The 25,146-nt window shown below is 34.6% G+C and carries 20 protein-coding genes; 8 read left to right on the top strand and 12 right to left on the bottom strand.

Annotation, left to right across the window (positions count from 1 at the left end; genetic code table 11):
• Positions 1-69: 69 nt before the first annotated feature.
• Positions 70-1,650 carry a multicopper oxidase CueO gene (gene cueO, locus D7029_RS03895; protein ID WP_194951894.1) on the bottom strand — a complete coding sequence of 527 codons (1,581 nt, stop codon included), beginning with the start codon at positions 1,648-1,650 and terminating at the stop codon, positions 70-72.
• A gap of 213 nt (positions 1,651-1,863) precedes the next feature.
• Between cueO and D7029_RS03890 the strand changes: the two genes are divergently transcribed.
• A complete protein-coding gene (locus tag D7029_RS03890; protein ID WP_088493638.1) occupies positions 1,864-2,214 on the top strand; it encodes a YacC family pilotin-like protein in 351 nt (116 codons plus the stop codon).
• A gap of 123 nt (positions 2,215-2,337) precedes the next feature.
• Here D7029_RS03890 and D7029_RS03885 read toward each other — a convergent pair whose 3' ends face one another.
• A complete protein-coding gene (locus D7029_RS03885; RefSeq protein WP_088493639.1) occupies positions 2,338-3,390 on the bottom strand; it encodes an AbrB family transcriptional regulator in 1,053 nt (350 codons plus the stop codon).
• A gap of 112 nt (positions 3,391-3,502) precedes the next feature.
• On the opposite strand from D7029_RS03885, the gene D7029_RS03880 reads away from it, so the two are divergent.
• Positions 3,503-3,913: a GNAT family N-acetyltransferase gene (locus D7029_RS03880; RefSeq protein WP_194951893.1), complete on the top strand. Its 411-nt coding sequence runs from the start codon at positions 3,503-3,505 to the stop codon at positions 3,911-3,913.
• A gap of 22 nt (positions 3,914-3,935) precedes the next feature.
• Here the strand turns inward: D7029_RS03880 and D7029_RS03875 are convergent, their stop codons facing one another.
• From D7029_RS03875 to D7029_RS03860, 4 genes are all read right to left on the bottom strand, one after another.
• A complete protein-coding gene (locus tag D7029_RS03875; RefSeq protein ID WP_194951892.1) occupies positions 3,936-6,608 on the bottom strand; it encodes a hypothetical protein in 2,673 nt (890 codons plus the stop codon).
• A gap of 75 nt (positions 6,609-6,683) precedes the next feature.
• A complete protein-coding gene (locus D7029_RS03870; RefSeq protein ID WP_194951891.1) occupies positions 6,684-8,243 on the bottom strand; it encodes a hypothetical protein in 1,560 nt (519 codons plus the stop codon).
• 215 nt (positions 8,244-8,458) lie between these two features.
• Positions 8,459-9,091 (bottom strand): helix-turn-helix transcriptional regulator, encoded by a 633-nt coding sequence (locus D7029_RS03865; protein ID WP_006535016.1) that lies wholly within the window; start codon positions 9,089-9,091, stop codon positions 8,459-8,461.
• Positions 9,092-9,155: 64 nt separating this feature from the next.
• Positions 9,156-9,788 (bottom strand): TetR/AcrR family transcriptional regulator, encoded by a 633-nt coding sequence (locus tag D7029_RS03860; protein WP_072063633.1) that lies wholly within the window; start codon positions 9,786-9,788, stop codon positions 9,156-9,158.
• Between the two features lie 232 nt (positions 9,789-10,020).
• On the opposite strand from D7029_RS03860, the gene D7029_RS03855 reads away from it, so the two are divergent.
• Both D7029_RS03855 and D7029_RS03850 read left to right on the top strand, forming a co-directional pair.
• Positions 10,021-11,232 carry a Tm-1-like ATP-binding domain-containing protein gene (locus tag D7029_RS03855; RefSeq protein ID WP_194951890.1) on the top strand — a complete coding sequence of 404 codons (1,212 nt, stop codon included), beginning with the start codon at positions 10,021-10,023 and terminating at the stop codon, positions 11,230-11,232.
• A gap of 16 nt (positions 11,233-11,248) precedes the next feature.
• On the top strand, positions 11,249-12,076 hold the full coding sequence (locus D7029_RS03850) for a phosphoenolpyruvate hydrolase family protein (protein ID WP_088493647.1): 828 nt from the start codon (positions 11,249-11,251) through the stop codon (positions 12,074-12,076).
• Between the two features lie 86 nt (positions 12,077-12,162).
• Here the strand turns inward: D7029_RS03850 and D7029_RS03845 are convergent, their stop codons facing one another.
• The gene (locus tag D7029_RS03845) at positions 12,163-13,062 is read right to left on the bottom strand and encodes a diaminopimelate dehydrogenase (RefSeq protein ID WP_194951889.1); all 900 of its coding nucleotides are present in this window, start codon (positions 13,060-13,062) and stop codon (positions 12,163-12,165) included.
• Between the two features lie 201 nt (positions 13,063-13,263).
• Here D7029_RS03845 and D7029_RS03840 point away from each other — a divergent pair, with 201 nt between their 5' ends.
• Positions 13,264-14,604, top strand: coding sequence for an MATE family efflux transporter (locus D7029_RS03840; protein WP_194951888.1), 1,341 nt, complete (start codon positions 13,264-13,266; stop codon positions 14,602-14,604).
• Between the two features lie 39 nt (positions 14,605-14,643).
• Here the strand turns inward: D7029_RS03840 and D7029_RS03835 are convergent, their stop codons facing one another.
• Together D7029_RS03835 and D7029_RS03830 are read right to left on the bottom strand one after the other, a co-directional pair.
• Positions 14,644-15,429: a hypothetical protein gene (locus D7029_RS03835; RefSeq protein WP_194951887.1), complete on the bottom strand. Its 786-nt coding sequence runs from the start codon at positions 15,427-15,429 to the stop codon at positions 14,644-14,646.
• Positions 15,430-15,512: 83 nt separating this feature from the next.
• On the bottom strand, positions 15,513-16,130 hold the full coding sequence (locus tag D7029_RS03830) for a hypothetical protein (protein WP_194951886.1): 618 nt from the start codon (positions 16,128-16,130) through the stop codon (positions 15,513-15,515).
• A 461-nt stretch (positions 16,131-16,591) separates the two neighbouring features.
• Here D7029_RS03830 and pepT point away from each other — a divergent pair, with 461 nt between their 5' ends.
• From pepT to D7029_RS03815, 3 genes are all read left to right on the top strand, one after another.
• The gene (gene pepT / locus D7029_RS03825) at positions 16,592-17,845 is read left to right on the top strand and encodes a peptidase T (protein ID WP_194951885.1); all 1,254 of its coding nucleotides are present in this window, start codon (positions 16,592-16,594) and stop codon (positions 17,843-17,845) included.
• Positions 17,842-19,209: a C4-dicarboxylate transporter DcuC gene (gene dcuC / locus D7029_RS03820; protein WP_088493653.1), complete on the top strand. Its 1,368-nt coding sequence runs from the start codon at positions 17,842-17,844 to the stop codon at positions 19,207-19,209. The genes pepT and dcuC overlap by 4 nt, the downstream gene beginning before the upstream one ends.
• A gap of 672 nt (positions 19,210-19,881) precedes the next feature.
• Positions 19,882-21,204 carry a serine dehydratase subunit alpha family protein gene (locus D7029_RS03815; protein WP_194951884.1) on the top strand — a complete coding sequence of 441 codons (1,323 nt, stop codon included), beginning with the start codon at positions 19,882-19,884 and terminating at the stop codon, positions 21,202-21,204.
• A 198-nt stretch (positions 21,205-21,402) separates the two neighbouring features.
• Here D7029_RS03815 and yjiA read toward each other — a convergent pair whose 3' ends face one another.
• From yjiA to D7029_RS03800, 3 genes are read right to left on the bottom strand one after another with little or no spacing between them, the layout of a single operon-like run.
• Complete coding sequence (gene yjiA, locus D7029_RS03810; RefSeq protein ID WP_194952578.1) at positions 21,403-22,383, bottom strand: GTPase; 981 nt, start codon at positions 22,381-22,383, stop codon at positions 21,403-21,405.
• A gap of 22 nt (positions 22,384-22,405) precedes the next feature.
• Positions 22,406-22,612 (bottom strand): YbdD/YjiX family protein, encoded by a 207-nt coding sequence (locus tag D7029_RS03805; protein WP_004245057.1) that lies wholly within the window; start codon positions 22,610-22,612, stop codon positions 22,406-22,408.
• Between the two features lie 60 nt (positions 22,613-22,672).
• Complete coding sequence (locus D7029_RS03800) at positions 22,673-24,823, bottom strand: carbon starvation CstA family protein (RefSeq protein ID WP_194951883.1); 2,151 nt, start codon at positions 24,821-24,823, stop codon at positions 22,673-22,675.
• Between the last annotated feature and the right edge of the window lie 323 nt (positions 24,824-25,146).

Below are 25,146 nucleotides of genomic sequence, written 5' to 3'. Positions count from 1 at the left end.
CACAAAATATCAATTTCATGCCCTTTATTAATTTATCTTACTGATATTAATGATTTTTACAGTGATTGATTATTTGCTAACAGTAAAACCCGCCATCATTCCGGTATCTTCATGTTCTAATAAATGACAGTGCGCCATAAATGGATGTGCTTTTGTCGCCAAATGGTCGAACTTCACTAAAATTTCGCTAAATTGCCCTTCAACTTTCACAATATCTTTCCAACCTTGGCGATGCTTCTCTGGTGCTCTACCATTTTCAGATAAAATGCGGAATTGCGTACCGTGAACATGGAATGGATGTAACATCATATCGCCACGACCAGAAACAACCCAACGCTCATAAACGCCTTGTTTCACATCAAATGCAGGTTCAGTCATTGAGAATGGTATGCCATTAATACTGTTGGCATTATAGATATCTAAATCACCACTGCCATGACCACAATTCATTCCACCGCCCATCATGCCATTGCCATTACCTTGGCGCATATGACTCATTCCATGATGAATACCCGCTAATGCTTTATCACCATAACGCTCTGTTAATAGCATCATACCTTGCATATCTAAACGCATATCCATACGTAGATGTAATGTACGCGTGGAAAGATTGCTTAATGTTGGTAGTGCAGGAATAAGTGCTAATTGCTCAGGTAAAAGACCTTGTCCCTTTTCTGCGGATGGTAACAAGCGTAATACAGGTAATACATTATCAAATGGCGCTAAAACCATTCCCATTTGGCGCACAGGTAAAGTGACAATATCAAAATCGCGTCCATCAGAGGTATCCACTAAAACTTCAAAGCGCTCACCCATTAAAATAGGTAATTCGGTCACTTTGACTGGTTCGGCGAGTAATCCACCATCACTGGCAATCACATACATTGGTCTGCCATCACTTGTGGCAAGGTTTAAACTACGCGCATTACAGCCATTTAAGAAACGTAATCTAACCCAACCTTTTGGTACAATATGCTGAGGTTGAATAGCGCCATTGGTTAACATCATATCGCCAAACCAACCAATTGCAGCACTCATTACGTCGAGTTGATAATCGATTTGTCCATCACTGTCTAAACGCTTGTCTTGTAAAATAACGGGTAAATCATCAACTCCCCAGCGATTAGGCAATTTACGGCTTGCGGTTTCATCATCTTCAATAATCACTAACCCGCCTAATCCCATGGCGACTTGTTGTCCGGTAACACCATGAGTATGAGGATGGAACCAACACGTTGATTCAGCTTGATTGGGTGTAAAAGTGACAGTACGAGATTTTCCTGGCTCAATCATTGCTTGTGGGCCGCCGTCTTCTTCACCACTGATTTCAAGTCCATGCCAGTGAACAGTTGTTGTCTCTGGTAATTGGTTATTGATATTAATTGTGACGGGTTGACCACGTTTAAGTTTCAATGCGGGGCCTAATAAACTGCCGTTATAACCCCAAGTAGTGGTATTCGCGGTAGGTATAAATTTAGAAATACCTTGTTGAATATTCAGAACAATCTTTTGTTGGGCATCGGGGGTAATTTGAGGTGGAATAGCCAATGAAGGCGTGTTACTTTGGGCAAACGCAAAACGACTCCAACTTGGTAATAATGTTACAGCACTTAATGTGGCGCCTAATTTTAAAAATTCGCGACGTTGCATAATGTATTCCTTTGAATAAAAACAAATTATTTTGTATTTATCGAAATAAGATGAATAAAGAAGTTTTGTAAACCATTACCAATGCTAAAGTTTCCCCTTACTGGAAGGTCAATTTAAAACCCAACAAAACAGCGGGTCTTTGCAAAACTTTTAACTACATTAAGTCAAATAACAAAACTTGCTAAATCATCACACAAAGGAACAGCACTCCTAATGAAAAAAATGTTCGCCTTGTTCTGCACACTAACGCTTTCTTTTACTATGCTCTTTTCTTCAAGTGCAAAAGCGTTAACTTATACACAAGCAGAAGACTTGGCAGATTTAACCGCCATCTACCTTTTTTTAAATAAAGATTGTGGTTATGAGCAGATATCAAAATCTAAAATTGAAAGAGCCTTAATGGTCTTTTCTCGCTCACAACAATGGGATGTTAGTAATTACTCGACATTGCCAATGGGTCAATTGAATGAAGATAGCTACAATGATCTAAAAGGTATTGAAGTATCACACAATAAGAAATGCCAACTGTTAGCTAATAAATCACTCAGTTTATTAAACTATTAATGCCTCTATTAAGTTGTAATTGGATTGATAAAATAAGATAACCTCTTGAAATAGCATGCTTATACTACAATATAAAGCAGCTAAATAGAGGTTATCAAAGAAACAAAACTTCCCTTCTATCTTTTATTCTTCTTTGTGCTGATTATTTTTCTTCTGTTTATATTCATTCCAATATAAAGCTACTGATGGAATACTTTGAATAATCAACATTCTAAAAATATGATTCGACATAACAAAAGCCGCATCTACATTCATCGTTATAGCCGCAAATGTCATGGCTTCCATGCTTCCTGGTGCCCAAGCTAATACTAATGTAGCCCAAGGAACACCTGTTAAATAAGCCGCTCCCCATGCAACAATCACCGTTAAAATCACATTAATAATAACCACTTGCACAGAAGAAAAAGCATTTTTAATTAGTGATGAGAGAGGGAAAACAACAAAGTGTGCTCCGATATTCATACCAATTAAAACCATGCTCAATTCATTAAGTAGCATGGGAAAAGCAATGGATTCGCTAACAAACGATTGAACCAGTATCGCACTGCCTAATGACGTTAACATAAAGGGCGCAGGGAATCGGATTTTCTGCAATAAAAGCCCTGAACCTAACCCTAAAGCAACAATCAATAATAGCCACAACAATGAAATAAGGGTCATTTCAGGTATAGCAAACTCTGGCATATTGGCTTTATCAGCTCCGACAATAAAACCCGCCATAATAATCAGCACCATTAAACGAATAGTATGAGAAATAACAATTTTTTGGGGTGGCGTTTTCGTATGATCAGTTAATGCTAAAATAGCAGCCATCGCACCGGGGACAGCTCCAAGCATTGATTCTTCTTTTGTCCAACCAATATGACGGTGGAACCAAAAATAACTCACAAAAAATTGAATGGCTAAACAAACAACAAGGGTGAGTAATAAAATCATTAAATTATCAGCACTGCCTAAATGAACTTGGTTAAACATTAGGCCAACCGATGTTCCTAAAGTAAGCTGAATAAAGGTTAATGTATGCTTAGGAACCGCAAGCTCCCATTTAAAACGATATGCAATAATGACAACAATAATTGGCCCAAACATCAAAGCCATAGGTAAGCCTGATAGTGTGAGAACACCACCAATTAAAGCACAAAATAAGATACCTGGTAGAGTTTTTAAAAACGACATGTTGTGTTACTCAGTTTTTTTAATTATGGTTTTATCCTAGCATTTATATAAATATTTAATAACCAAATAGTGATAATGTAATTATTATTTTTCTTAATATTAAGAGCCGATTATGTCGTTAAAAATGACTACAAATCCAACACCGAATGAGATCAATGAAATTTATGAAGGATTATTGACTCACAACCTTCGTTATATTCAGATGGAACAGTACACACCACTGGCTGTTTTTAAGGAAGAAAACGGTAAAAAAATAGGTGGGATCACTGGGGATATTTTAGGAAATTGGCTGCGTATTCGTTATTTGTGGGTAGATAAAGCCCATCGAGGACAAAATATAGGTACAGAATTACTGCAAGCAATGGAAAATACCGCAAAAGAGAAAGGTGCCAAATACGCTGAAGTCGATACCTTTAGCTTTCAAGCCCTGCCTTTTTACCAAAAACAGGGATTTGAAATATTTGGCACCCTAGAAAACTATCCTGTAAGTGATAAAAAATATTATTTAAGGAAAGATTTATAGTTTTCACATTACCACTATTCAACTATTCTTCTTTAGTAAGATACTGGTTTATCTCATTCACAATTTTCCCTAATAGTGGTCTTAACTCCATTTTTGATCTTATACTAATTGATTCTTTACCTTTTATATTATTCTCTATTTTCTTTATATCTTCATCACTCATTAAGCTATTAATATGGATTGCAACTTTCTTATTATCATAAATCACTTTTAAAAAAGTAATTCTTTTCTCTTTGTAATTAAATCTTATATTTTCAATGTTTTTATTTTTAACATTATTATCAAAAACTAAAATATCATTTTTAACTTCAAAATTACCTACAATTTCACTACTAGCCGCATGCTCTTTTCTTAATTTACCTATATAGTTTTCATCAAGTTTATTATAATTTTTACCTCTATCATTTCCTTTATCTTTTAAATATACCTCAGCTTTATCATTACTATTCTTATTACTATCATTATTTACTTTCACCTCAGTGTTCTCAACAGCATCTTTAACTACATTGATAATTTTTTCTTTATATTCACTATTAACTTCGCTCTCCAATAACTTACTTACTTCAAGTCTATTAATTTTATTTTTCTCCTGAATTTTCGATAAGTTCTCTTCCATCAATTTTATTTGATTAGCTCTATCATTCAACTTATCATTAATAGTAGAATATTTTGAATTTATATTATAAGATTCAATATCTATAGTTTTATAATTATTCTTTTTAGCATATTTATTTCTTAATTCATTTACTTTATCAACTTCCGATATATTACCATCCCTCTTGCTAACTAAATTTAGATTCAATTTTTTACTTATACTTTCTAATTCTTTAGATACATGATTAACTTGAACCTCTAAAGAAGAATATAAATCATCTAATATTTCTGAATTATTTATATCTTTATCAATGACAATATCATCACTTGAGTAAGTATTGGCTTCTCTACTTTTATAAAAAACAGGAGCAAGTTTTAACTCTATTTTTTCGCTATCATTTGGTTTATCCATTATATTTAATTCAACATTTGATAAATTATTTTTTAGTTTTACATATATATCATCTAAACTTTTTATAAATTCATTAATCTTAACTTTCTGCTCTTGAAGAGTTAAGGTACGCATAGTTTTTAAAATATTAGGTAAATCACCAGCATTTTCAATTAAACTAGATTCTAAAACTTGCAAATTATCTAAATTTTGTTTGTTTAATACTGAATTAAAATCTTCTAAGCTTTCATTTAATATTTTTATATCAATATCGATATTTTTATACACATCACTGTCTAATTTCAGACTATTCAAAATATTTTTTTCTTCAAAATCTATATTTTCCAAATTGGAAAGAATATCAGAAATTTGTTTTTTTATTTTATTATATTGTTTTTGTTCAATATTAGCGTCTTCATCTAACATGGAGTCAATAAAATCAGAGAGTTCTTTATTCTTTTTTTCATAATTATCAAAATTATTTCTAATCTTTTCTAAATTACCTTTAATATCATTTAAATATTTATCTTCTTTTTTTATATCTCCATTTTCAATATCCTCATTTGTAATAACTTCATTACTTAATGAAGTTGTTTTATTTACTTCACTATTAGATTCAATATCTACCTTCATTGACTCGGAAACATCTATTTTTTCATCAAGTTTTTTTTCCACCCCGTCTAAAGAATCAATTAAAATATCATCGGAATTATTATCTAAAATAGTACTCTGAGTATTATCGGAATAAAAATCACATTCATTATCAATATATATTTTTTTATACTCATCCATTAACTGATTTAAGCTAAATTCTTCATTAACATTTAACACTGTCTTTAATATAAAGGATAGTTTATTTTTCTGATTAAATTTTTCCTCTATATCAATATCCATCTCATCTTGAGCAATAACAAGAAAATTAAGAGCTCGTATAAATTTATCTCTCTCTTTTAAACTTGAAAAATTATGCATAAAATCATATTTTTTATTTAAATTCACATTTTCAAAATCAAATTTTAAACTAACTAACTTAAAAATATTCTTTATACTTTTATCATCTATTGCCTTGATTCTATTTATAGCAATCTCGTTTAACAAATCGACAATTAATTTACTGTCAGAGCACTCACCACCCGCAGTATCATTTAATGACGAGAAAAAATCTTTAGCTCTTTTTATTTCAGTCAAATAATCACAGAAACTATAAAAATCAAATTTATCATTTGCATGAGAAATTATATTCTTTATAGCTTCTAAATTTTTATTTTTTATTTCATTCTTTTCTTTTATTAAAACTCCTATTTCCATCTCTTTTTTATTTATTTCATTTTGTGCGAAAAAATCCTTACTACCAGAATCAATACCAAAAGAGCTATATAAATTTTCACTTTCATCATTTATACATTTAATTTCTTTTTTAATTTCATTTATTTTATTATCTATATTATTAAAGAAATTATTATGTTTATTTATATCAACAACACTAGATGACTTATTATTTTTTATATTTCTTATAAGAAATTTAATTTCTATTTTATGAAATAGAGAGGTTAATTTCTGAATAACTTTTTTACCAAAAGATGGAGCAACTGGTGTATTTTTTATCTTATTTATTTTTTTAGCATAAGTATAATTTTCCTTTTTTGGGATATAATGTGTTTTATTTGAAAATGACACTCCGGGTTCGAATACTTTCTTATCAATAATCATAAATTATCCATTTATATATAAGTTAATATAAATTCATTATTAAACATACAAATAAAATGTGATTTAATAAAATCATCATATATGTTCAAAATAATTTGCAAAATATTTTCTCATAACTTCATCTTTGGATTTCTCTAAATCATTTGCATCCAATCCCAAACGATTAAATATTAATTGCAAATCAACCTGCAATGATGATAATTTATTTAAATGTGAACCAGAGCCACCAATACTAGCTACGCCATCACTATGATATTTTTTTATATTTAAAGTTTGATTGGAAAAATTGTCATAATTTATCAACAATACCACGGCATCTTGAGCCCATTTATAATTAATATTGTTACTATTATTTTTAAATAAACGAATTAGTAAATCATCACCGTTATCATTTGATTTTATATTATTAAAAAAATTATTTTTAAGTGCATTAATTACTTCATCATTTGGAGCTTTAAAACTTTTTGATACATAATTACAAATATTTTCATTTTCATCTGAAATATATTTATTTATTTTATTAAAAGACTCCTCTTCACCAATAAAATGATTATCTTTAGATAAACAATTAAAAAGTTTTTTTGTTATTTTCTCTGCTAACTCTTTTTTTATATATGCTTTCTCTTCCTTATTTTCTTCCAAAATTTCTTTTTTACCTTCATCTCCCATAACTGAGTCCAACACCTCCATGATTATATTATCAAACTTATTACTTTTATGTTCATCATTTATATTTTCTTTGAGAAAAAATTTTAATTCATTAACCACATTGTAAGAAAATAGTTTATCAACATCACCATTTATATTTCCATTTAATATAAACCCTAATTTTTCTTTTATTTTTAAAGGTAAATCAGAATAGTTTTCTTCAAATTTATCTTTTGCTAAATTCAATTTCAACTCACCTTCAATCTTATTTAGATCATTAATAAATTTATATTCCAATGCTTTTTCTAAAGTATAATACTTAATTCTACTATCAGCATCACCATTATTCTCATATTTTTTAGCTCTTACTTTATTGATATTTCTAATAAATGCATTTTTTATCTGATTTAGTCCTTCTGCAAATTTATTAAACGATTCATTATCCTTTAATCTATCATCAAGATCGATCCTATTTAAATCCCCAGATAATCTAAAACTCACACTATCAGTATTAATAGGCAATGATACTCTATTTGAAAAGCTCATAAATGATGTTATTTTTTTAATTATATTTTTAAAATTCCTCACCTTTATCTTTTTAAAATGAATCTCTTCATTTGTATTTAATTTCTCTAATCCAGAGCTAGTAATCCAATTAGGTAATTTACTCACCTTTTCTTTTTTATCCGTATGGGGTTTATTTACATTACCTGGATTTTCATTACTCTCTAAAGCAGCATTTTTTTCACTTTTACTATTATTGACAGGTAGATAACTATCTTTATTCTCACCTATTTTATTATTACATTCAGTTATAAAATTAGAAAGTAATGCATTAGGTTTTATCTCTTTACTGGTTATATTTTCAAAACTCAAATTGGTATTTGAAACCGATTGAGTATTTTCTAAAGAATTTAATTTACTACTCTCAATTTTCACTCTATCAAAAAAATTAATTATTATTCCTGTTGCTTTACTAATTTCCATTGTTTATAGCCTCTAATTAAATTTATTAGAAACAGTCTATTCCTTAATTTTTCTCTATGTTTATAAAAATCACACAATAATAATCAGTCAGCTACTTTCAATAAAAATACGACATATTATAAAAGCCAAAAAACAGAAATAAAAAAAGATATCAACAAGTGATATCTTTTTTTTAGTTTATTTATTCTTTAGCAATAGCTAATAATGAGATCTCGCTACTCTTTTAAATCGTTATACACGGTCGCTCTTGAAACACCAAGATATTGTGCGGTAATTTCCATTGCCTTACGCAGTGAAAGGTAACCTTCATCCTGTAAACACAATAGCAATTCGCGTCGTTGATGCGGTTTTAATGCTCTTGGTGTCACTGAATAAGTTGCAGAAAACTCATCGATACGTTTTTTCAGCGAGTCTTCAGTCACTGAACTAAAGGTTTCGATAATGTCATTACCTTCTTCAAGGGTTGCAAATTGGTTCAGCACCATTTGTAATCCTTTGATCATTGAAATATCAATATTTAAACATAACGCAGCAACATAATTACCTTGCTTATCTTTAATACCAATAGAGGTACTTTTTGCAGTTCTGCCATCAGGAAATTGGTTTGGGTAATTAGCCACTATTTGAGGGAAATCTGACGATTCAATACGTGCCATTCCCAGCTCTGTTGCTCTATCCCCCACTTTTCTACCTGACAGATTATTTTCAATGACCATAATGGTATTTTCACTATCGGTTAGATCATGAAGTACAACTTCACAAAAAGGCGATAATGTTTTACCAATGCCTTGTGCAATAAATTGTAGTTGTTCTACCAGCCACTCTTGGTCTTCTGTTTTGTGTGACATAACGATCCCTGCAATAGCTAAAACGTAAATGATTTATACAATTTTAACTGATTTATTCAAATAATTAATCGTTATCTGCGGGATAATCAGATTTTGCCTGATTTAGAATAGCTTTTGCCATCCATTGAGTCATATCAATGACCTGTTGATCATCCATTTTCCAGATATCTTTCATTACCAAAAAGACTTCAGACCCGTAAATCAAAGAGAACGATTTAATAACCTTATCCCACATTTCTTGGGGATAGTGTGATTTTAATGGTTCAATAACTTTGAGTAAAATCTCTTTACGGTGACCGCGAATAAATCGTTTTTCTGCATATTCACTTGATTGCCTTTCTTTTGCCCATTGCTGTAATGAGACTTGCAATGCACCACGCAATGCGCCTTCATGTTTAAACATTTGCGGATAGGCAAGATTGAGCAACTCAGTAATGCGTTGTTGCGTATTATCTTCAGGAGTGGGTGTCCATGCAATGATTGGCGCTAAACTTGCGTCAACTGTGGCACTAATTAAATCACTTTGTGTGGGAAAATAACGATATGCGGTTGCTCTCGAAACACCTGCATGTGCCGCTAATTCCGACACTGTAGGTAACATTCCTTGCTCAAAAAGACCCAATGCTGTTGTCACCAATAGTTGATGGGTTCTTTTTCGTGTACCGGACATTGCATCCGTTTCATCACTGTAACTCATAGAAGATCCTTCGTTATTTCTACACTTTTATGTGTCTGGCTTATCTTAAGCTAAATACTCACAACACTTAACGTTTACTTTAGGTGATTAATCACACCTTATCGACCTTTAATGTACAAAAAATAAAAATAATGAGACAAGAGTCTCAAAACAGTGCTATGATAAATGAAACTCGAGTCTCATTATGATTATAATCTATTCGTCGATAATCATAAAAGGTATGGGAAGGCTTATGAAACAGTATTCTGGTTCTATTTATATTGCCACAACGCTTGATACTAAAAGTGCTGAGATTTTTTATGTCAGTGATTTAATTAAAAAAGCAGGCCTCCCTGTTAAAACCGTTGACTTGACTACAAAACCCACGGCATTAGCTCGAGAAGCGGATGTCACAGCAACAGAAGTTGCACGCTTTCACCCAAATGGCAAAGAAGCTGTTTTTTGTGGCGATAGAGGGAAAGCAATAGAAGCGATGTCTATCGCATTTGAACACTATTTAACTCACTGTGATGATGTCTTAGCCATTCTTGGGCTAGGCGGATCAGGGGGAACGGCACTGATTACACCAGCAATGCAATCTCTGCCAATTGGTGTACCTAAATTGATGGTATCTACGATGGCGTCTGGCGATATTTCAGGCTATATCGGTGCAAGTGATATCTCAATGATGTACTCCGTCACAGATGTATCCGGCTTAAATCGTATTTCTCGTAAAGTACTAAGAAATGCGGCAAATCAAATAGCTGGCGCTGTTTATTTTTACCAAGAAGAACAAGTCGTTGATAAACCTGCTGTTGCATTAACGATGTTTGGTGTAACTACGCCTTGTGTACAACAACTCACACAAAAACTTGAAAATAATTATGACTGCCTTGTTTTTCACGCAACAGGAAGTGGCGGTAAAGCCATGGAAAAACTGGCAGACAGTCACTTACTTCATAGCGTGCTCGATCTTACAACAACAGAAGTATGTGATTACTTGTTTGACGGTGTGCTTGCTTGTGATGAAGACCGTTTTGGTGCAATCGCCCGTACCAAAACCCCTTATATAGGTTCTTGTGGCGCATTAGATATGGTGAACTTCGGTCGCCCATCAAGTGTTCCTGAGAAATATAAAGGGCGTCAATTTTATCATCATAATGCACAAGTCACCTTGATGCGCACAACACCAGAGGAAAACCGTCAATTAGGTATCTGGATCGCTGAAAAACTCAATCAGTGTGAAGGTCCATTGCGGTTTGTATTACCACAGGGCGGTTTTTCAGCTCTGGATATTGAAGGGGCCCCTTTCTGGGATCCTCAAGCGAACCAAGCTTTTTTTGATGCATTTATAACAACATTTAAAGAGACAGAGACTCGTCAATTAGTCATCAGTCCTTATCACATAAACTCCGCTGAGTTTACTCAGCAAATTTATGATTTACACCAGGAACTTATTTGTTAACCACGGAGAAAGAAGAATGACTCATTCACGTGAAACGTTACTAAAAAAATTCAATGAAATGATTGCACGCCATGAACCGATTATTGGTGGTGGCGCAGGTACAGGACTTTCAGCTAAGTGTGAAGAAGCCGGTGGTATTGACCTTATTGTTATTTATAACTCAGGTCGTTACCGTATGGCTGGTCGAGGATCTTTAGCGGGTTTATTAGCTTATGGTAACGCTAATGAAATCGTTATGGATATGGCAAAAGAAGTATTACCGGTTGTTAAACATACACCTGTGCTTGCTGGTGTTAACGGTACAGATCCATTCTGTAACTTCGATAAATTCTTAGATGAAGTTAAAGCAACAGGCTTTGCTGGCGTACAGAATTTCCCAACAGTAGGTCTGATTGATGGTAATTTCCGCGCTAACTTAGAAGAAACAGGTATGGGTTATGGGCTTGAAGTGGATATGATCCGCAAAGCCCATGAAAAAGGTTTATTAACCACACCTTATGTCTTTAGCCGTGAAGATGCGATTGCAATGGCTGAGGCTGGCGCAGATATTATTGTCCCTCATATGGGGTTAACAACTGGCGGTAATATTGGTGCTGAAACAGCATTAACATTAGCGGACTGTGTTCCTTTAATTAATGACTGGGCAAAAGCCGCTAAAGCTGTACGTTCTGATGTTATTGTGCTTTGCCATGGTGGCCCAATTGCAACACCTGAAGATGCACAATATATCTTAGATAATTGCCCCGACTGTCACGGTTTCTATGGTGCAAGTTCAATGGAACGTTTACCAACAGAAGTGGCATTAACCGCAACTACCAAAGAATTTAAAAGTATTAAACGCTAATTCAAAATCATCAAGTTTGCCTAAGCGTTAATCCATATTGCCCACTTTATGTGGGCAATATTTTATGCAGAGAGTCTTAATTGAAATTAGACCAATTTGGCAATTAGTGTATTTAAATCACCCGCTAAGAAATCAACAGGTGGAATTTCAATAACAGTATAAGCGCCTGCACGTTGTTTCATACTGGCTCTTGCGGCAGATACCATAAATTGAGAGGTCAATGCAGGGTTGTTAATACGCATTGAGTATTCAAATAATTGATTATGAGTTTTACCTGATACCCCTTTATGGGTCATATGAACGCCATGCCCCACATCTTTTAAGCTATCAACACAATCAACTTGCTTAATATGGGTTTCATCAGAAGAGAAATAGCTATCGGCTTTAATCGCTTGCTCCACTTGATTAAAATCTGCCCCTGCTTCCAATTCCACGTAAACCATACGACGATGAACACCCGTACCTAATGGAATAGTCATTGAAAGTGCATCTTTTACACCATCAATAGCTTTAGCTGCAACACTGTGCCCCATACTCATTCCGGGTCCAAAGTTAGTATAAGTAATCCCTTTTGGTGCCATAGCTAACATTAAAGTACGAATAATAGAATCTGATCCCGGATCCCATCCAGCAGAAATTACCGCTACACGGTCATGTTTTTTCGCAACTTCATCTAATTCTGTTTTTAATGACACAATTTCACTGTGAACATCAAAACTATCTACTGTATTAATCCCTAAGCTTAAAATAGATTTTGCTAACTCTTTAATCGCGCGTGTCGGTGAGCATAAGAGCGCAACATCAACATTACCTAATGTTTTAATATCGTTAGTTACGGTAATATTTTGCAGTTCTTCTGGAATATTATTGATATCACGACGAACAACACCCATTAATTCAAAATCTTGAGCCGCTTGAACAGCTTCTAATGCAAATCGACCAATATTGCCATAACCGACAATCGCTACTTTTATTTTAGTATTCATTAATTCCCCTGACTTTAACGTTAATCATCTCTTAATGATAATAGTGATTAGTTATCAACGAATAAACCATATAAACATCTTTTTTGCCAGATAAACATTATTTGCGCTATTACCTTATAAATAAACCTTGTAGAATTCCCTATCTTCCTACGCGTTATATTAATAATTATCGATTTCACTCTGTTTTTAAGAAGGTTTTCAATGCATCAGTCTGATGTAGCGGATCGCTCGCTTTTTTCCCTTAGTTGGCCAATATTTATAGATATATTCCTACATCTAGCCACTCTTTTAATTAATACCTATATGGTAAGCCACGTTTCTACCGCTTACTTGGCAGCAATGGGTGTAGGTAACCAAGTCTTTGACCTTTTTATCACTATCTTTAGCTTTATTAGTGTGGGCTGTAGTGTCGTTATTGCACAATATTTAGGTGCAGGCAAAAGAGAAAAAGCTAGCCAAGCCATTCATATTTCTATCGCTTTTAACTCTTTGCTAGGTATTAGTAGCGCTTTGATCATTCTTTTCTTTGGCTACAATATTCTACATCTTATGAATACGCCTGAGCATTTAGTGCAAGATGGCTACAATTACCTACATATTATTGGTATTTGCCTTATTCCTGAGGCAATTTCAATTATTCTTGCAGCTTGTCTGAGAGTTTATGGCAAATCAAAAGCGGCTATGTATGTCACCTTGATTGCCAATATTGTTACCGTTATTGGTAATATGATTGTGCTTTACGGTTTCTTTGGTTTACCGCAATACGGATTAGTCGGTGTTGCTTGGTCTACAGTTGTCGGTCGTATTATTGCCGTTATTTTACTGTGTGGATTACTGTTCTACGGTTTACGTATTAAATTCGAAGCCAAACAACTCGTGGTGTGGTCTAAAAATATGTTAGGGAAAATCCTACATATCGGTTTACCCGCAGCGGGAGAAAACTTGGTTTGGATCTTACATTATATGACTGCGTCCGCCTTTATTGGGTTAATGGGTGAAGTCCCTCTTGCAGCACAAACTCTTTATTTCCAATTGTCATTATTTTTAATGCTCTTTGGCATTGCGATTAGCATTGGTAATGAAATATTAGTAGGCCATTTAGTCGGTGCAAAACGCTTTGATGATGCTTTTGTTAGAGGCTGGAAAAGCTTAAAAACAGGCGTGATATTTACGATTGGGGTAGTTATTGTTTATTGGTTTATGCGTGATCCTATTTTGTATTCCATTACAGAAGACCAACGCATTATTGACCAATTGATCCCACTGTTTATTTTGTCCGTCTTTTTAGAGCCAGGTCGCACTTTTAATATCGTAATGGTAAATGCCTTACGTGCGGCAGGCGATGCTAAATTCCCTCTTATGACAGCAATTTGCTTTATGTGGGGGGTGGCTATTCCGGTGGGTTATTTCCTCGGTATAAAAATGGAAATGGGCCTAATTGGTATATGGATTGGCTTCCTTTGTGATGAGTGGTTACGTGGATTAACTAACGCATGGCGTTGGCGATCTCGTCGATGGCAGGCTAAGCGTTTGGATATTTAATAATCGAACTTCCCCCGATATTGTTATCGGGGGAATATATTAAATAATATTATTATCTTTAAATTTTAGACTTTTTAAAAGGATAATAGAATTTATCCCTCTCTTTAAATCTTCATTTAATTTTATTTTATTATTATTTGATTTATTAAAATCCTCTATAAATCGAAAAATAAATCGACTAATTAAAAAAAACTCTTCTACTTCATACTGCTCTTCATATTCTTCACATAAAGAAAATAATTCATTTAATGAAATATTATTTAAACATTTAATTAGATTATCTTTGAAAATGCCTTTTATTTTTTTATTTTTAGAAACAACGTCAGATAAATCATTAATTAATTCTAATTTTTCACTTAAGGAGTAATCATCATTCATTGTTTCATAAATATTTTCTTCAACAATATCCTCTATAAAATCTTCAACAGAAAAATTGGTAACTCTTAGTTTATTAATATCATAATTTTTAATTTTTAGCTCACTAAATATTGACTCAATTTCTTTCTCATTTAAATCAAAAAAAAAATTACACTTCTTATTATTAATGGATAAATTCTTATTAAAGAGATAACTATCAGTATTATCATCATAATGAACTTCATAAGAATTGGTAACATTACCTACACTCTTACTCATTTCCATATAAATGGGTTCATCTTCTATTAAGCCTTTATCATTTAAATATCTCACATCAGAAATTTCATTTACTGAATTCTCTATTAATAATACAGAGCTAGGTTTAATGTTAAAATCAATACTTGATGATTGATTTGATAAATATGAAGAACTTCCTTGTAGTGACCCACTTATCTTTTCGATAATCATTATTATCATTCCATTAGTTTAACATAGATACTATTCTATATTTTGATTTTCCTATTTCTATCATTTATCTACCATCTATAAATTTAGTTTTTATAAAGAACACACTCAACAGCATTATTGATATCATCGCGTAAAAAATGTTTGTAATTATCAATACTTCCAAAATTAGATTTTATTTTATCGTCTGAATTTAATATGGTATCTACTATTGACTCTAAATAATTATTTTTAGTTTTTTCTAAAGAGATTGCATCACCAGAAAATAGAATCCATTTAGAATTAAATTTTAATTCATTCTTAAATTGTGTGATTTTTTCTTTCTCTAATGTAGATATTTCCTCCAAAGAGGAGATGATATCATTAATTACACTCTCTTTTATTTTATCACTTTTTACTTTTCTTTGGGCGTAAGAGAATGACTTATCAAAAACTTCATTAAGTTCTTCTTTATTTGTTTTTTCTTTGTTATCTAACTTTGTCGTTTTATTTTCACTCTGACTGTTTTTATTTTCAATATTAGAAATACTTTTTCTTAGCCCTAAGAAATTATTTTTTATATTAAAACTTGGCTTTATAAAACTAATGATTGTATTATAACAACTTAATACCACTCCATTTAAAACATTTTTAATTTTATCCCCTTTATTTTCAATGTTTTTTATCGCTAAAAATGTGCATCTAACCATATTATTTATATACATGTATCCCCCTAGTCATTTTAGGAGAATTAAACCGTATATCATAATTAGCTTCTATCAATAAGTTACGTTATTTTATTAATTATTCGCGATTAAATTCTATAAAAAGGTTAATAAAATATAATTATTTAATAAAATAAAACATTAAAATAAGTAATGATTGTTTTTATATTTTTAAAACATTTAATATTCACAATGCTTTTTCCATGATTAAGATCACAGAAAAACATTCCCATAAGTTAAATAAAATAACCTCACCTACAAAAAACACTATTTTTTTTAATAAAGAAAAAACCAAAAATTAAATAATAATCAACATTAAAAATTTATTGTAAAAATAATAATTTTTCTATAATTCCCTATTGTTTTTTTTATGATACAAGTAGATGTTAGTCTTTTCTAATAAGCAAAATCAGTAAGTATTAGTACAGAGAATACAATTAAAAACATAATGGAGTATTGTCATGAATCTCGTTGAACGGTTTATTTCTTATACAAAAGTTAACACCACCACAAATAGGGAAAATGGCGCAGCTGGTATTATGCCTTCTTCAGAAGGTCAGCGAGTCCTAGCTCTACAATTAGTCGAAGAGTTAAAAGCTTTAGGTGTTGAAGATATCAAAATTCGTGATACTGCGATTGTTACCGCGACACTGCCTTCTAATCTTGACTATGAAGTTCCAACCGTTGCTTTCTTTGGCCATTTAGACACTAGTGCAGAACAAACTAATGACACCAAAGCGCAAATCCTACCTTATAAAGGTGGCGATCTTTGCTTAAATAAAGAACTTGAGATCTTTTTACGTCAAAGCGAATTTCCTGAATTAGAAAACTATATTGGTGACGATATTATCGTAACCGATGGTACTAGCTTATTAGGTGCTGACGATAAAGCGGCTATCGCCTCAATTATGGATATGTTGCAGTACTTTAAACAACATCCTGAAGTGAAACACGGTACAGTTAAAATTGGTTTTGTACCCGATGAAGAACAAGGTTTACGTGGTGCAAAAGTCTTTGATACTAAAGAATTCGGTGCCGATTTTGCCTATACATTAGATTGCTGTGGTATTGGTGAATTAGTATATGAAAACTGGAATGCAGGAGATGTTGAAATTACCTTTACTGGTGCTTCAGCTCACCCAATGTCTGCAAAAGGTAAATTAAAAAATTCACTGTTAATGGCACATAAATTTGTTGCTATGTTACCGGGTGGTGAAGCACCAGAGTATACCGAAGGCCGTGAAGGTTATTATTGGGTCAAACAATTAGCAGGTAATAGCGCTCGTACTGTATTAAAAATGGATGTGCGTGATTTCACCGAAAAAGGTTATGCACAACGCATGGCATTTTTAAAACAACTTTCAGATTATTGTGAAGGTTTATGGGGTGAAGGCTCTGTAACTTGTAAACTTGCTGACCGTTATGCCAACGTCTTTAATAGCCTGCAAGGCGATAACCGTTACCCTATCGATATTGCTGTTGCCGCTTATGAAGCGAATGGCATTACACCTCGCCCAATTCCAATGCGTGGTGGTTATGACGGTGCAGCACTCTCTCAAAATGGACTGCCTTGCCCTAATATCTTTACTGGTGCTCATAACTTCCACTCTATTTATGAATATCTACCTGTTAAATCGCTTTACGCTGCCAGCGATGTCTTAAAATCAGTCGTTAAGATCACGGCTGAGCGCTTTGCACCTGGAGCTAAAGCATGATCCAAATTCTTGCGGTCTTAATTGTCGTTGTTATTGTCGCTAGAATGATCTTGAAAGGATATAAAGCAGAGCCTGTCTTGTTAGTTGCTGGTTTAGCCTTAATGGCGCTAACAATGATGTTTGGTTGGGGAGATATTCTTCCTAAAAATGTTAAAACAACAGGTATTGGCTGGTTAGATCCTTTTGAAGTAATGCGTGATCTCTTTAGTAGTCGTGCGGCTGATCTTGGTTTAATGATCATGGCACTGATGGGATTTGCGCATTATATGGATCATATTGGCGCTAATGAGGCCGTTGTACGTGTTGCAACCCGCCCATTGAAAAATATGCGCTCACCTTATGTGTTGCTATTTTTCTCTTTTTTACTCGCGAGTATTTTGCAACTTGCTATTCCTTCAGCAACTGGGTTGGCCGTTCTATTAATGGGTACGATGTTCCCGATTATGATAGGACTTGGCTTATCTCCAGCATCTGCTGCAGGTGTGATTGCGACTTCATTGGGTGTTGCTTATACCCCAACTGCCATTGATGCCATTCGTGGTGCAAAAGCGGTTGACTTAGGAGTTGTTGAATATGTGCTTTATTACCAAGGCCCTGCGGCGATTGCAACCGTATTAGCTGTTGGTATTACACATATCTTCTGGCAGCGCCATTGTGACCGCAAAGCCGGATTTGTGCCTCAGTTAGGCAAAATGTCTGAAGAAGCAAAGAGTGATAAAAATGTACCCGGCTTTTATGCCTTACTGCCAATGTTACCTATTATTATGGCAGTAAGTTCATCAAGCCTATTTGTTGAAGGCATTCACCTTGATGTAGTCACAATTGTATTGATTTCAATGGCAATTTGTATGCTGATTGAAACATTACGCTTACGTGATTTTAAATCAGTGTGTGCAGGCTTCCAGCATTTCTTAAAGGGTATGGGTTCTGCATTTAGTAACGTTGTGGGATTATTAGTCGCAGCGGGTGTTTTTGCTCATGGTATTAAAGTCAGTGGTGCAATTGACAGCCTGATCGTGATGGCTGAATCTGTTGGCTTACCACCATTTGCAATGGCATTGGTCTTCGCTATCGTAACATTAGCTGCAGCGATTATTATGGGTTCAGGTAATGCGCCTTTCCTTGCATTCGTTGAACTTATTCCACAAATTGCCCATAGCATGGGTGTAAACCCAATTGCGATGATTTTACCAATGCAACAAGCGTCACATATGGGACGAGGTATGTCTCCAGTGGCGGGGGTTATCATTGCAGTATCTAGTGGCGCGAAATTACAACCATTTGATGTTGTAAAAAGGACTGCAATACCGCTTATGGTAGGTTTTGTTTTCCATAGTGCTATTATTGCTATCTTCTATTATTGATAAATATACCTGAAGCAATATTTGTTGCTTCAGGTTGTTTTCAAATAATAAACATATTAAAAATAGACAAAGATATTTTATTGTTATTTTTATAAATAAAAACTAGTTAACTGTTTTTCTAAATATAGACTTAATTATTTATTTAAAAAAAAACATCAAAGCTATCATCATGAAAATATTAACAAAATAATAAAGCATTATTCTTATACACTAAAATTTAATGAGCCTATTATCTGCTTTGTTAAAATAAAAATGTGATATTGAAAACATTCATTATTTTTATTTTAACGATTCTGAGTTAGCCCACATTAAGTATGATGATTATACTAGCAATAGAATTGTGTATTCGTTCTATTGCCTTTTTATTTAATCTTATCGTCAATTTTTTAAATTATCTTATTTAACTTCATTTTTTATCCTCCTTAATTTATACACTAGATACAAAATATACCTTCTTTAGCACTCATAAATTACATTAAAGAGTCAGAACGTTTTCTTTTATTTTATGTGGAAAAAATTACCAATACAGAAGCTATAAAGGGTAATATTTTCTCAAAATTTGTACAATGTTAGTAAATTCAGAAAAAACTTTCTCCAATAAATTCAGTATGATGATGGTATTAAAAATAGAATAACCCTTTGAATTCTCATACTGTTTATTGGATGCATGCAATGAAAGAACAATTATCTTCTCGTTGGAAAATATTGATAGCGGCAGTTAAGCAACAAGTTAAACCCGCTTTAGGTTGTACTGAACCTATCTCGCTTGCATTAGCGGCTGCAACAGCAGCAAGTTACTTACAACACCCTATTACCCGTATTAGTGCAGAAGTTTCTCCCAATTTAATGAAAAACGGTATGGGCGTAACTGTACCAGGTACGGGTATGGTGGGATTATCCATTGCCGCGAGTTTAGGTGCCGTTGGGGGTGATTGTAATGCAGGTCTTGAAGTATTAAAGAATGCAACGCCAGATCACGTTGAACAAAGTAAAGCACTATTAGCGGCTGGCATTGTGAATGTTTCAATTAAAAAAGCATGCCAAGAAGTTCTATATAGTGAAGTGACTGTTGAAGATGCTGAAAATAGCGCAACAGTAATTATTGCCGGTAATCACACTAATATCGTTAAAATTATTCATAACGGCCATGTTGTTCTTGATAACACTTGCGATGGCGCAGAACAGTCTGCATCACCTTGTGAAATTAAAGAAACGTTAACCCAAACGAATACCCAAGAAATTTACCAGTTTGTTACCCAAACTCCAGTAGAAGAAATTTCTTTTATCCTTGAATCAGCACACTTAAATGATGCGCTATCAAAAGAAGGTTTGAACAATACTTATGGTTTACATATTGGGCAAACTTTACAACGCCAACAACAGCGTGGCTTATTAGCAAAAGATTTATTATCAGAAATCATGATCCGTACTTCTGCGGCATCTGATGCTCGTATGGGTGGTGCCGTTTTACCTGCAATGAGTAACTCTGGTTCAGGTAACCAAGGTATTGCTGCAACGATGCCTGTTGTGGTAGTTGCTGAATATTTACAAGTTGGCGAAGAAAAAATGGCAAGAGCATTAATGCTTTCCCATTTACTGGCTATCTATATTCACCATAAATTTCCTGCACTATCTGCATTATGCGCGGCAACAACAGCATCAATGGGCGCTGCTGGTGCAATTGCATGGCTTATGGATGAACGTTACGAATCTATGGCTATGGCAATTAGTAGCATGATTGGTGATATCAGTGGTGTAATTTGTGATGGTGCTTCAAATAGCTGTGCGATGAAAGTCTCAACCGGAGCGAGTGCAGCTTATAAAGCTGTATTAATGGCGCTAGATAACACTTATGTGACAGGTAATGACGGTATTGTTGCTCATGACGTTGATTCTACAATTGAAAATCTGTGTGCATTGGCAAGCCGAGCAATGCAACATACCGATATTCAAATTATTGAGATCATGGAATATAAAGTTGTTGCCAATGGCTAATTTGAGCGTTTAAAAAAAAGCACCCCATAATGTTGGTTATTATGGGGTGAAATATAAGATCCTAGGAACAGGATCCTCCTCAAGTCAGGAGCTTATCAATATTCGTTACTGCTATTTACAACTACTATGGTTGGTTCAATGACTACGGTTACAGCTCTACTTCTTACTACTTTCTAACACTCACTACAGGGTATTAGGTTAATGAGCCTTTTCTTCTGTACTAGGCATCAATGCATCAAAACTAGCTCTTATCTCTTGTTCTGGTAATTGAATACCGATAAAAACCAATGTGCTTTGACGAGTTTCATCTTCATGCCACGGTCTATCCCAATCAGCACTATAAAGACGTTGTACACCTTGGAATAACAAGCGATTAGGTTGGTCTTTAATATTTAATATCCCTTTATAACGCAAAAGATTATCAGCGAAGCTTAATAGTAATTTTTCCATTACGTCAGAAACTTCTTTTAACTCAACGGGATAATCAAATTTCAGCACAATCGAATTGATGTCATCTTGCTTATCAGCCTGATAACGGAACAGAGGCTGTTTTACATCGAGATTATCGTTTAACATAAAACCTTTTACGTTAAACAGTAATCCTAAATCAATTTGTCCATGAATAACGGTATGCACAGGTGCTCTGGCATTAATACGTCTTAGTCGTGCCATTAGTTCAGGAGAGGCAGGTGCAACATCTGTTTTCGTTAATAAGATGCGATCAGCATAACCAATTTGTGATTGTGCTATCGTAAATTGATCCAGTTGTTGCTGAGCGTGAACATTATCAACAAGCGTGATAATGCCATCTAATAAGTAGCGCTGGCAGATAATTTCATGAGAAAAGAATGTTTGGCTAATAGGGCCGGGATCAGCCATGCCTGTACATTCAATAACTAATCTATCAAACTCGATTTCACCGCGATCAAGGCTGTCACATAAGTCTAATAGCGTGTCTTCTAATTCATTCGATTTGCTACAACAAATACAACCATTGGTCAGCGTTTTAATTTGAGTGGCTCTATCACCAATGATTTCATCATCAATCGGTACTTCACCAAATTCATTTTCAATAACAGCAATTTTATAGCCATGCTCTTCATTGAGCATATGACGTAAAAGTGTTGTCTTTCCTGATCCTAAAAAACCGGTCAGTATTGTCACTGCAATAGGTTCCATCATTTATCTCCTTTACGGATCATTAGCAACAGCGAAAACCGCCTTTACCATCACCACCGCCATAACGGGCTTCCTGACGCTCACGGAAAAACTCGTTATAGGTCATAACAGGCTTATCTGGATGGTTATCTTTCATGTGTTGCACATAATTATCATAATCAGGAATACCTATTAGCATACGTGCTGCTTGTCCTAGATATTTTCCAGCTTGTCCTAAATTACCAAACATAAGTTTCTCCTAAGCCCCGCACTGGCAAGCCAGCACGGGGGTTAACCTAACTACCTAAAATTAGTGACCTGAGGACACTTTTACATCTTTTGGCATAGGAACATATGGTGTTTCTTCTGCTGTTACTTCTGGGTTTTTACGTGCTTTCATTGCAGTACGGAAACCGTAGAAAATGATGCTGTAAACAACCACTAAGAACAGAATACTTAAGCCCGCATTGGTGTAGTTGTTAATTACAATATGATTCATATTGGTAATTTCAGCCGCAGTTAAGTCGGCACCACCTGCTAAGATCTTCGCTTTGTACTCATTTGCTAAATAGAAGAAGCCTTCCATTTGTGGGTCATCACTGAGAAGTTTCAGACCTAATGCCCATGTTGTACAAATTAATAACCATACTGCAGGAACCACTGTCACCCAGATATATTTAGTACGTTTCATCTTAATTAAGATAACAGTACCTAATACCAGAGCAACCGCCGCTAACATTTGGTTTGAAATACCAAACAGAGGCCACAAGCTCTTAACACCGCCTAATGGATCAACAACACCTTGATATAACAGATATCCCCATAAACCTACGCAACCCGCTGTACCAATCACACCCGGAATGAATGAGTTTGTTTTCTTCAGGTAAGGGATAAAGTTACCTAACAAGTCTTGGAACATAAAGCGGCCAGAACGTGTACCTGCATCCAACGCTGTTAAAATAAAGAGCGCTTCGAACAAGATACCAAAGTGATACCAGAAACCCATATCCGCAGCAGGAATGATTTTATGGAATACCATTGCAATACCAACTGCTAAGGTAGGCGCACCGCCAGCACGGTTTAACACAGAAGGCTCACCAATATCTTTCGCCGTTTGTAGAATTTCTTCTGGCGAGATAACAAAGCCCCATGAACTAACCGTTGCAGCAGTATGTACAGTAACTTCTCTCAACTGCTCCATAATAACTGCTGTATTTTCACCACCTAATTCATGAAGGTTTGGCATAGTAATACCTAAACCTGCTGGCGGTGTATTCATTGCAAAATACAGACCTGGCTCAATGATAGATGCAGCTACTAACGCCATGATCGCAACGAATGATTCCATCAACATTGCACCATAACCGATAAAACGCGCATCCATTTCATTTGCGATAAGCTTAGGTGTTGTACCTGAAGCAATCAGTGCGTGGAAACCAGAAACGGCACCACAAGCGATAGTGATAAATAAGAATGGGAATAAAGCCCCTTTCCATAATGGACCTGTACCATCGACATATTGAGTAACCGCTGGCATTTTCAGTTCAGGGTTTAGGATAACAATACCAATTGCTAAACCAACGATAACCCCAATTTTCAGGAACGTCGCTAAGTAGTCACGAGGCGCAAGGATCAACCAAACTGGCAGTAATGCAGACACGAAAGCATAACCGATAAGACCAAAAGTGATGGTTGTATCTTTAAAGGTTAACGCAGGTCCCCAGTATGGGTCGTGAGCAATAACGCCACCAAACCAAATCGCAGCAATCAGTAATACAATACCGATAACAGAGACTTCACCGACACGACCTGGACGGATATAGCGCATGTAGATACCCATAAACAGGGCAATTGGTACTGTTGAACAAACAGTGAACACACCCCATGGGCTTTCTGCTAATGCTTTAACAACGATAAGTGCAAGTACTGCAAGAATGATGATCATGATAAGGAAACAGCCGAATAAAGCGATAGTACCCGGAATAGGACCCATCTCTTTCTTTATCATCTCACCAAGTGAGTTACCATTACGGCGTGTTGAAATAAACAACACCATAAAGTCTTGTACGGCACCAGCAAGCACAACCCCAGCTAATAGCCAAAGTGTACCCGGTAAATATCCCATCTGCGCAGCAAGTACTGGACCCACTAAAGGACCTGCACCCGCGATAGCCGCAAAGTGGTGACCAAATAAAACATAACGGTTAGTCGGAACATAGTTCAAACCGTCATTATTAAGAACAGAAGGTGTTGCTCTAGTTGGATCAAGTTTCATCACTTTTTGAGCGATGTAAAGACTGTAATAACGATAAGCAACTAAATAAACGGCAACAGAAGCAACAACTATCCATAGCGCACTGACGTGTTCACCACGGCGAAGTGCAACCACTGAAAGACAAAAAGCACCGATAATCCCGAGGATCACCCAAGGTACGTGCTTTAAAAATGCATTTTTGTTCATGAGACACCTTTTTTTCAGGCAAGACCGAACAGCCAAAGAGTAATGCGGGACAGCAGAGAATGATTTGAGCGAATCTGAGAAATAACTGCCCGCAGCTACATAATAAGAATTCTGACACGGGAATGGTGTGACTAAATCTCTTAGCGGTTGTATAACGAATTAAGCGGTCTGTTTTCTCAGTTAAGTGGTTTTGCTATTTTTAAATAGTGATTTTTTTGTGATCGAGATAACAAATTTATGACTTTCAATAAGTTAGAAAATCTCCAAATAGAATAAAACCTCCTTTTCTCTAACAAAAAAGGAGGTTTTTTATAACATTATTT

Source organism: Proteus vulgaris, from assembly GCF_016647575.1.
GTDB lineage: Bacteria > Pseudomonadota > Gammaproteobacteria > Enterobacterales > Enterobacteriaceae > Proteus > Proteus mirabilis_B.
This window is presented reverse-complemented; position numbering and strand designations above follow the sequence as displayed.